Annotated in this window: 1 protein-coding gene and 1 pseudogene; both read right to left on the bottom strand. The window is 65.0% G+C overall.

Annotated elements, in window-relative coordinates; translation table 11 throughout:
• On the bottom strand, positions 1-1,722 hold a 1,722-nt coding region (locus ACXJMY_RS37805; RefSeq protein ID WP_456624435.1), incomplete at its 3' end, for a methyl-accepting chemotaxis protein.
• Between the two features lie 292 nt (positions 1,723-2,014).
• Positions 2,015-2,262 (bottom strand): annotated as a pseudogene (locus tag ACXJMY_RS37800) (methyl-accepting chemotaxis protein); the annotation flags it as partial.

Here is a 2,262-nt window from a genome sequence, read left to right as displayed (position 1 = left end):
GCCCTGCATGCCCGTGATGTGCGAGGAAATCTCGTCGGTGGCCTTGGCGGTCTGGCTCGCCAGCGACTTCACTTCGCTGGCGACCACCGCGAAGCCGCGACCGGCTTCACCGGCACGCGCCGCCTCGATGGTGGCGTTGAGCGCCAACAAATTGGTCTGCTCGGCAATCGCCGTGATCAGCTTGACCACCTCGCCGATCTGCTGGGCGGCATGCGAGAGTTTGCCAATGCGGCTGTCGGTTTCCTTGGCCTGCCCGACGGCGGCCTCCGCGATGCGGCTGGAGTCGCGGACCTGGCGGCCGATCTCCTCGACCGAGGCCGAGAGCTCTTCGGTCGCAGTCGCGACCGACTGCATGTTGGATGAGGCCTGCTCTGAGACGCCAGCGACCTGGCTCGACAGGCTCTGCGTGGTCTCCGCGGTACGGGTCAGCGTCGAGGCCGCCGATTCGAGTTGCACGGCGGAGGCCGAGACGTTGGAGACGATGGCGCCGACCGCGCTTTCGAAATCGTCGGCAAACCGGATCAGCTCGGAGCGGCGGGCAGTAGCCTGCTCCTTGTTCTGGGCTTCGCTGGCGGCGGCATCGCGCTCGGCTTTCGCCACCGCCTGAACCTTGAACTCCTCGACCGCGCCGGCCATCTCGCCGATCTCGTCCTTGCGGCCAAGGCCCGGCAGCACCACGTCGAAATTGCCCGAGGCGAGCTCGCGCATCGCCTTGCACATCGCAATCATCGGACGCGAGATGCCGTTACCGAGCATCAGGGCCAGCACGGCGCCGATGGCAAGGCCACCCAGCGCCATCATCAGCATCAGCCGCTCGGTCTCCCCGATCGTCGCATTGGCGCTCGCCTCGATGCGCTGCTGGTCGGCGGTCAGGTCCGATCGCAGTTCGCTCGAGAGCTTCACGATCGAGGCGGCCGTCTTGGTCATCTCGCCATTCAGCTTGACGATGACCTTCACGTTCTCGGACAGCTTGGAAAACGAGGTGCGGTACTGCTTCAGCAGGTTGCCGATCTCGGTGACGCGATCGGTGATCTTCTGGTCGTTGGCATAGATCGAGACCAGCAGGGTCTCCAGGAATTTGATGCGAGCGATCACGCCATCGGCGGTCTTCGGCTCCGGCTTGGCGACGAAGGCGCTGACCGAGGTCGAGACCGCGAGATATTGCGAGGTGACGTCCTTGGCCGTGGTCTGAACCGAATTCAGGCCCGCCAGTGCCGCGGTGTCGGCGAGGTCGTCGAACTTGAAACGGATCTTGTTGCCGACACTGTTGAGCTCATCGGCCGCGATCTTGTTGTTCTCGCGCGTCAGGGTGATGATCTCACCGAACACTTTCGTGAAGCGCTGGAAGTCGGCCTCGAGCCTGCCGACCTGCTCGCGGCGCGCCGCGCCGGTCGTGGCGGACAAGGATTTGGCGATCGCAGCTCTTAGATTCTCCTCGGCCACCTTGGCTGCGGTCTCATCGTCCGCCGCGCCGGTCAGGGTGTAGGCCCGCGCCAGCCCCTGATAGGCGATCAACTCGCGATCGACGGTCCGCGCCAGATCGGCTTCCGACACGCTGGTGCGGTAGGAGGCCACGGCGCCCGCGATTCGCTCGAAGCCGAAATAGGCGAAAGCCATGCTGACGGCGAGGATGGCAAGCACCGCCACGAAGCCGAGGATGATTTTTGCGCGAAAACGCAAGGTGAGCAGCTTCGATGTGTTCGGCTTGGATTTGACGGACATTCCCCACCCCATTCCATTCGCGGAAAACCAGGCGCAGCCCGGAAGCAGCCCGCTTCCTGACCCTTCGGCACGGTACGGGGCAAAGGATAAGCAGCGGTAAATTTGCGGCATCGCAACTTGCGGTTCGGTGACGCGGGGTTGTCCGTCGTCCCGGCGAAGGCCAGGACCCATAACCACAGGGAGTAGTTGGGCGACGATTCGGAGTTACCAGTTCGCGCCACGACTCCTCCCTGGGGTAATGGGTCCTGGCTTTCGCCAGGACGACAGGGAGAGTGGTGCGGCGACCGAGCGCTTACGCTGCCCTGATATTCGCCATGAAGCGGTCGAGCTCGGCGCGCAGGCGGGTGCTCTCGGACGACAGCGTCTTGGCCGAGTTCAGCACCTCTTCCGAGGCCGAGCCGGTCTCGGCGGCGCCGCGGTTGACCTGGCCGATGTCGGTGGCGGCGGTCTGAGTGCCCTGCGCGACGGTCTGGACGCTGCGGGCGATCTCCTGGGTGGCGGCACCCTGCTGCTCCACCGCGCTCGCGATGGAGGTCGAGA

The organism is Bradyrhizobium sp. P5_C12 (assembly GCF_054049735.1).
Note: the sequence above shows the minus strand (reverse complement) of the source record. Positions and strands in the feature narration are given on the sequence as shown.